Genomic DNA, 7,066 nt, shown 5'->3' on the forward strand with positions numbered 1-7,066 from the left:
CTGGTCACACTCAATGATGCCATCCCCTTTGGAAGCTTACTCGGCATCATGGGTGCGGTGGCGGGTGCGGCCTTCGTCGCCGCCATCATCGGCTACTTCCTGTTCTTCGGCGGCATCCGTGGCAGCTATTTCACCATCGTCACGCTGGCCATGGGCGTCATCTGCCAGCAGGCCGCGGTCTCCTGGAGCTCGGTCACCGGCGGCGACAGCGGCCTGATCGGCATCCCGCCGATCGAGTTCGATCTTGGCGGGCTGCACGTCGATCTCAGCCAGGATCTGCCCAGCTACATCTTCGTCTCGGCCATCGTCGCCATGACGGTGCTGGCGCTCTGGTTGATCAGCCGTGGCCGCTGGGGCACAGTGCTGACCGCCATTCAAGACAATGAAATCCGGGCGGCCGCGCTCGGCCACAACGCGCCATTGCGGCTGCTTGTCACTTTCGTCCTGTCGGCGGCGATCGCCGGCCTTGCCGGCGCCCTCTATGTCTGTATGGCCGGGCTGGTGGCACCCGATCTGTCCGGGCTGCTTCTGTCTACGGAAGTCATCGTCTGGGTGGCGGTCGGCGGACGCGGCACGCTGCTTGGGCCAGTACTGGGCGCCATCTTCATTCAGCGCGCGCAGCAGACGATCAGCAGCTTCAACCCGAGCCTGTGGCCGCTGCTGCTCGGCTGTGTCTTCGTCATCATCGTCTTCGTCCTGCCGGATGGCATCCTGTCGATCTACGCGCGGCTGAAAGACCTGTTCAAGGGCGGGAGGCGCGCGCAATGAGCGACATCCTGCTGCAGGCTGAAAATGTCGGTATCCGCTTTGGCGGACTGCAGGCGCTGGAGGCTCTGAACCTCGCCGTACGAGACAAGGAACTTTGCTGCATCATCGGGCCGAACGGCGCTGGCAAGAGCACCTTCCTCAACGTGCTGACCGGCACGCTGCGTCCGACCAGCGGCAGCGTGCGCTTCCTCGGCCATGACATCGCCGGATTGCCGCTGCATCGCATCGCCCGGCTCGGCATCGCCCGCAAATTCCAGATTCCCTCGGTTTTCCCGAACCTCTCGGTGGAGGACAATCTGAAGGTCGCGCGCTGGGGCGCGCCTTCGCCAGTGCGCCCGGTTGGTGAACTCTTGGAACTGGTCGCGCTCGGTAACCGTGCCGCCACGCTGGCCGGCGAGCTCGCGCATGGCCAGAAGCAATGGCTGGAGATCGGGATGGCGTTGGCGATAGAGCCAAAGTTGCTTTTGCTCGACGAGCCGACCGCCGGCATGACACCACAAGAGACGCTGGCGACGGCCGACATGCTGCTGCGGCTCAAGGGCGAGTTCTCGATCGTTGCCGTCGAGCACGACATCCGCTTCGTGCGGGCGCTGAACTGCGAGACATTGGTGCTGCACCAGGGACGCCGACTGCGCAGCGGTCCTTTCCACGACATCGAGACCGACGAGATGGTCCGCGACGTCTATCTGGGGAGGCGCTGAGCATGCTGCGGACACTTGCCGTCTCGGCCGGCTACGGCCTGCTCCCGGTGCTGAACGGCATCGACCTCAGTGTCGCGTCCGGCGAAGTCGTCGGCCTGCTTGGCCGCAACGGCGCAGGCAAGACGACGCTGCTGCGCGTCATCGCCGGCGGCTTGCGAGCGAGCGGAGGCGCGGTGGTTCTCGGTGATAAAGACCTCACCAACGCGCCAGCTTTCCGCCGCGCGCGGGCAGGCATCGCGCATGTGCCGCAGGGGCGCGGGATCTTCAACCAGCTGACGGTGCGGCAAAACCTGGAGGTCGGCACCCGCGCCGCCAAGGACCGTGGCGACGGTGGCATCCCGGACGACATCTTCGGCTATTTTCCGATCCTGCGGGAGCGCGAAGCGCAGGTTGCCGGCACGCTTTCGGGCGGCCAGCAGCAAATGCTGGCGATCGGTCGCGCGCTATGCGGCCTGCCGTCGGTGCTGCTGCTCGACGAACCCTCGGAAGGCATCCAGCCGAACATCGTGCAGTCGATCGCCGAACTGGTGCCGCGCATCGCCCGCGAGCGCGGCATCGCGATCATTCTTGTCGAGCAGAATCTCGATCTCGTTCTCAAGGCATCGGACCGCTGCCTGGTGATGGAGAAGGGCAGGATAGTCCACGAAGGTGCGCCTGAGACCTTCGCCGACGAGACCCTGCTGAAGGATCTGTTGGCCCTATAGAGCGCGCGTGAAGCGCGCCTGGGAACTTGTTGACTTGTAAGGCGTGCATGGGGCGCGCCTGGGACTGGAAGGGAACACAACAATGATAAGCAGAAGAACTGTCTTGAAATCCGGCGGCGCCGCGGCCGCCTTCGCCATCGTCGGCGCGCCGTCGATCCTGCGCGCCGCCGACACCGTCAAGGTCGGCCTATCGATCCCGATCACCGGGCTGCAGGCGATTCTCGGCGAGACGCTGCTCAATTGCTACAAGCTGGCCGCCGCCGAACTCAACGCCGCCAACGGCATTGGCGGACGCCAGGTCGAGCTCATCATCGAGGACAACCAGACCACGACCAAGGGCTCCATCGACAAGGCGCGCAAGCTCATCAACGAAGACAAGGTCGACGTGATCATGGGCACGATCATTTCGCCCGAACGCAGCGCCACGCTGTCGGTCACCTCGAAGGCCAAGAAGCTGTTCTTCTACCCGACCAATTTCGAAGGCGGCGAATGCAACCGCTACTTCGTCGCCACCGGCCCGATCCCGATGCAGCAGGTCGACCCGATGATGCCGTGGGTGGCCGAGAACCTCGGCAAGACGATCTATGTCATGGCTTCGGACTATGCCTGGCCGCAGAAGATGACCGAGGCGATCACGGCAGCCTATGAGAAGGCCGGCGGCAAGATCATCGGCGCCGACTACTATCCGTTCGGCACCACCGATTTCGGCCCGGCCTTCCAGAAGATCAAGTCACTGAAGCCCGATGTCGTCTGGTCGATGGTGGTCGGCAACGACGCCGTCACCCAGCTCAAGCAGTATCGCAGCTTCGACATCAAGCAGCCGCTGATCGCCCCGCTCGACGAGGTCTTCAACAAGGACGCGCTGCCGCCCGGCGTGGCGGCCGGCACCTATGCGCCGCAACCCTACTGGATGGCGCTCGACAACCCGGTCAACAAGAAGTTCATCTCGAGCTTCCGCGAGAAGTTCGGTCAGGAGAAGATGGTCAACGGCATCGGCGAGGCCGGCTACAACGGCCTGCATCTCTATGCGCTGGCCGCCGAGAAGGCTGGATCGTTGAAGGACGATGATGTGCTGGCCGCGCTGCCGTCGATCGAGTTCGACGCACCGCAAGGCAAGATCCGTGTCGACGCCACCAACAACCACACGCTGTGCCATTCCTATGTAGGCAAGGCGGCGTCCGACGGCATCGGCTACGAGATCGCTAAGGACTTCGGCACCATCGAGCCGGTGACGCCTTACTGCAAGGTGTAGGGTCTTCCGCCCAAGCAATCCTGACGGCGGCTTTGTCGCTGCCGTCAGGGCGTCTGCGGCGCTGGCAGCCGCTCGCGCAGTTCGTCGACAAGCACCCTGGTGTTTTCGGAATAGTCGATGGGCACGACGACGAGATGCACGCCGCCGCCGGTGAAGGCCTGTTCCAGCGCCGGCCGCAAGTCGGTGATCTCCGCAACCCTGGTCCCCTTGGCGCCATAGGCCTCGGCATACTTGACGAAATCGGGATTGCCGAAGGTCATGCCGAAATCCGGGAACGCATCGACCGCCTGCTTCCAGCGGATCATGCCGTAGGCGTGGTCCTCGAGCAGCAGGACGACCAGGTTGAGCTTGAGCCTGACGGCGGTTTCCAGTTCCTGGCTGTTCATCATGAAGCCGCCATCGCCGCAGATGGCCATGACACGGCGCTGCGGATAGAGCAGTGCCGCCATCATCGCCGACGGCAAGCCCGCGCCCATGGTGGCCAGCGCATTGTCGAGCAGGATCGTGTTTGCCATGCGCGTCCGGTAGTTGCGCGCAAACCAGATCTTGTACATGCCGTTGTCGAGGGCGAGAATCCCGTCGGCCGGCATCACGGCGCGCACGTCGTGCACGATGCGCTGCGGCGTGAAGCGATCTTCGGTGGCGCGCGCGGCGATCCGGCTCAGAATGCCTTCGCGCAGCGGCAGCAGGACCTGCGCGTTGGGGATCTTGCCCTCGATGCGGTCGGCCAGCAGCGCCAGCGAAGGGCCGAGGTCGCCGACGATTTCGGCTTGCGGGAAATAGACCTGCTCGACATCGGCTGATTGGTAGCCGACATGAATGACCCTCGGCCCCTTCGCTCCCATGATGAAGGGCGGCTTCTCCACGGTGTCGTGACCGATGGTGATGATCAGATCGGCCTGCTCGATGGCCTCGTGCACGTAGTCGCGCTCCGAAAGGGCTGCCGTTCCCATATAGAGCTCCGTGCCGCCGGGCACGGTTCCCTTGCCCATCTGCGTGGTGAAATAGGGAATTTGCGTCCGCAGCACGAACTGCGCGACATCGGGGGTCACGCGCGGACGCGACGCCGCCGCGCCGAACATCAGCAGCGGGCGCCTGGCTTCCATGATCATAAGGGCGGCGCGATCAAGCGCACCCGGGCTGGCCAGCGGCAGTTCGACCGGGTGCGTCGGCACCAGTGCGATCGGCTCACACTCGGCCGCCGCAATGTCTTCCGGCAGTTCCAGATGTACGGGGCCGGGACGTTCTTCCTGGGCGACACGGAAAGCTTCGCGCACGAGCGAGGGGATCATCTTCGGCGAGACGATCTGGCGCGACAGCTTGGTCAGCGGCTTCATCGCCGCGACGATGTCGACGATCTGGAAGCGCGCCTGCCGGGATGACAGGATGCCCTTCTGGCCGGTGATCATGATCATCGGCATCGCGCCGAGCAGCGCATAGGCCGAACCGGTCGAAAGATTGAGCGCGCCTGGGCCAAGCGTGGTGATGCACACACCCGGCTTGCCGGTGAGCCTGCCATAGGTGGCGGCCATGAAAGCGGCTGCTTGCTCGTGGCGGGTCAGGATCAGCTGGATCGAGGAGCGGCGGATGGATTCGACGATATCGAGATTTTCTTCGCCGGGAATGCCGAAAATCCGTTCGACCCCTTCGTTCTCGAGGGCCGCGACGAACAAGTCCGAACCTTTGGTCATAAACTGTCTCTCCCGCAACATTCCGTCGGCCACCTTCATATGGCATCGGAATGCGACGCCTCAAAGAGGCATCTTCGGCCGCGGGTCAGAGCCGCGTGTTGCAGCTCGCCGCCTTCGGCGATGCGAAAAGTTCCTTCGGCGCGGACCACTGTCTGGCGGTCGCGCCGCGCGTGCCGGTGATCAGCGAACGCAGTTCCGACAGATAGGTCTGCACGAAGAACGAGGTCTGGCTTTCCAGCGGCGTGTAGGGGCCTGGCCGGTAGGCACGGGACATAATGCCGTCGGCATTGTCCTCGGTGATCTTCTTGTCCTGCACCGTGGTGACGTCCCACATCCAGCTGATCGCATCGGCGTCGATGTCGTTATCGGCATCCTTGTCGACGAGCCAGGTCAGGATGACGTCTGTTTCCATGGCGTTGCGCGGTATCATCTGGAACAGCGTGACATAATCATTGGCAGCACTTGCAAACGACAGGCGTCCGAGGCGAAAGCCGCTTTCGCCGCCATCATAGGCGTGACGACCACCCATCAGGCACGAGACCCCCTCGCCCGTATTGGACAGCGTGTTACGGCCGGAGCCGATCGGCTTGCGGTGCATGGCAAACGGCATCGTGTCGAGGTCGCCTGCCTGCCACGCACCCTTGTGGAATTCGGCATCGCCGATGACGCTGTGCCAGGCCTCGATTTCGTTCTGCCACTCGACCGCCTTGTCGGCATCGCGGGTCGCGGTCACTTTGACATGGCCGTTGACGCGGTAATATTCGGGATGAGCCGGCCGGCAGTGATAGCATTCGAGAAAGTTCTCGAGCACCAGCTTCCAGTTCGCCTTGGTCAGATAATTCTTGCGGGCGACGATGCGTGCACGGTCGAGGCCGTTTTCGCGCAAGCCGCCCGTCAGCCCGTCCGCGACAGGCTGGATGTCGGGCAGCGAACTGGCATCGAGGCCACAGAAGACGAGGCCGCCGAAACTCTTGCAGGGCACGCGGTGCAGTCCCAGCGCTTCCGGATCGACGCTTGCCGGCAGATCCTGCCGCGACTGCAGTTCGCCGGTCAGCCTGAACGACCAGGCATGATAGGGGCAGACCAGAAGCTTGCCGCGACCATCCTTGGCGCAGAGCCGCGAGCCGCGATGGGTGCAGACATTGTAGTAGGCCGCGATGTCGTCCTCGGCGTCGCCGAAGCGCACGACGATGATCTCCTCGTCGAACAGCTGGCGCACGATGTAGCGGCCCTTTTCGGGAACCTCGCTGGCATGGGCGACAAGCATCCATTGGCGCGGAAACCACAAGTCCCGTTCCAGCGCGAAGATCGCCGGGTCGGCATAAAAGGCCTGTTCCAGCGACCAGTCCGGACGTTGCCGGTCGATCAGCCTGACGGTCTCGCTTCTGTCGATAGGCTGGCTGTTCGGTGTGTAGGCCTGCACGGCAAACACCTTTCTGCTCGCTGGCGTTAGAATGATGTTTCGATAGAGTGTGCGATGCGGAAAGGCTTGCAGCAAATACAGATATGATAGACCTTCATATCGAAAAGGCATGAATGTAGGTCCGGACCGTGAAAACCCTCAAAACATCGCTTCCCCTGCTGAACGCCATGGTCGTCTTCGAGGCTGCCGCCAGGCATGGCGGGCTGACACTGGCCGCGCAGGAGCTCAACATCGCACAATCGGCGGTCAGCAGGCATGTCGCCAATCTCGAGCGCCAGCTGTCGGTCGAGCTGTTCACGCGCAGAGGCAACCGCGTCGCCGTCACCGGGGCCGGCAACACGCTGGCCGAAGCGATCCGCGAGGGTCTCGGCACCATCAGGCAAGCGGTCGAGGATTTGACCGCGCACGACAGCGATACATTCATGGTCGGCTGCAGCCACGACTTCGCGCAGGCATGGCTGATGCCGCGCTTCGGCCTCATCACATCGCAGGTTGCCGATGGCCGGGTGCTGCTGCAGACATCCTGT

At 63.5% G+C, this 7,066-nt stretch carries 7 protein-coding genes; 5 read left to right on the forward strand and 2 right to left on the reverse strand.

Going from position 1 to position 7,066, the window contains the following annotated elements; all coding sequences use genetic code 11:
• From EN939_RS14795 to EN939_RS14810, 4 genes are all read left to right on the forward strand, one after another.
• Positions 1-768, forward strand: a 768-nt coding sequence (locus EN939_RS14795) for a branched-chain amino acid ABC transporter permease (protein WP_164750998.1), incomplete at its 5' end; no start/stop codon positions are given.
• On the forward strand, positions 765-1,469 hold the full coding sequence (locus EN939_RS14800) for an ATP-binding cassette domain-containing protein (protein ID WP_127268597.1): 705 nt from the start codon (positions 765-767) through the stop codon (positions 1,467-1,469). The genes EN939_RS14795 and EN939_RS14800, both read left to right, overlap by 4 nt.
• Before the next feature lie 2 nt (positions 1,470-1,471).
• Positions 1,472-2,173, forward strand: coding sequence for an ABC transporter ATP-binding protein (locus EN939_RS14805; protein ID WP_127268598.1), 702 nt, complete (start codon positions 1,472-1,474; stop codon positions 2,171-2,173).
• Between the two features lie 82 nt (positions 2,174-2,255).
• Positions 2,256-3,425, forward strand: coding sequence for a substrate-binding protein (locus EN939_RS14810; RefSeq protein ID WP_127268599.1), 1,170 nt, complete (start codon positions 2,256-2,258; stop codon positions 3,423-3,425).
• A 44-nt stretch (positions 3,426-3,469) separates the two neighbouring features.
• Here EN939_RS14810 and EN939_RS14815 read toward each other — a convergent pair whose 3' ends face one another.
• Together EN939_RS14815 and EN939_RS14820 are read right to left on the reverse strand one after the other, a co-directional pair.
• Positions 3,470-5,116: an acetolactate synthase large subunit gene (locus EN939_RS14815; RefSeq protein ID WP_127268600.1), complete on the reverse strand. Its 1,647-nt coding sequence runs from the start codon at positions 5,114-5,116 to the stop codon at positions 3,470-3,472.
• Positions 5,117-5,201: 85 nt separating this feature from the next.
• Positions 5,202-6,539: an aromatic ring-hydroxylating oxygenase subunit alpha gene (locus tag EN939_RS14820; RefSeq protein ID WP_164748648.1), complete on the reverse strand. Its 1,338-nt coding sequence runs from the start codon at positions 6,537-6,539 to the stop codon at positions 5,202-5,204.
• A 128-nt stretch (positions 6,540-6,667) separates the two neighbouring features.
• On the opposite strand from EN939_RS14820, the gene EN939_RS14825 reads away from it, so the two are divergent.
• Positions 6,668-7,066, forward strand: a 399-nt coding sequence (locus tag EN939_RS14825) for a LysR family transcriptional regulator (protein ID WP_127268602.1), incomplete at its 3' end; no start/stop codon positions are given.

This window comes from Mesorhizobium sp. M7A.F.Ca.CA.002.05.1.1, from assembly GCF_003998335.1.
In the GTDB taxonomy this organism is placed as follows: domain Bacteria; phylum Pseudomonadota; class Alphaproteobacteria; order Rhizobiales; family Rhizobiaceae; genus Mesorhizobium.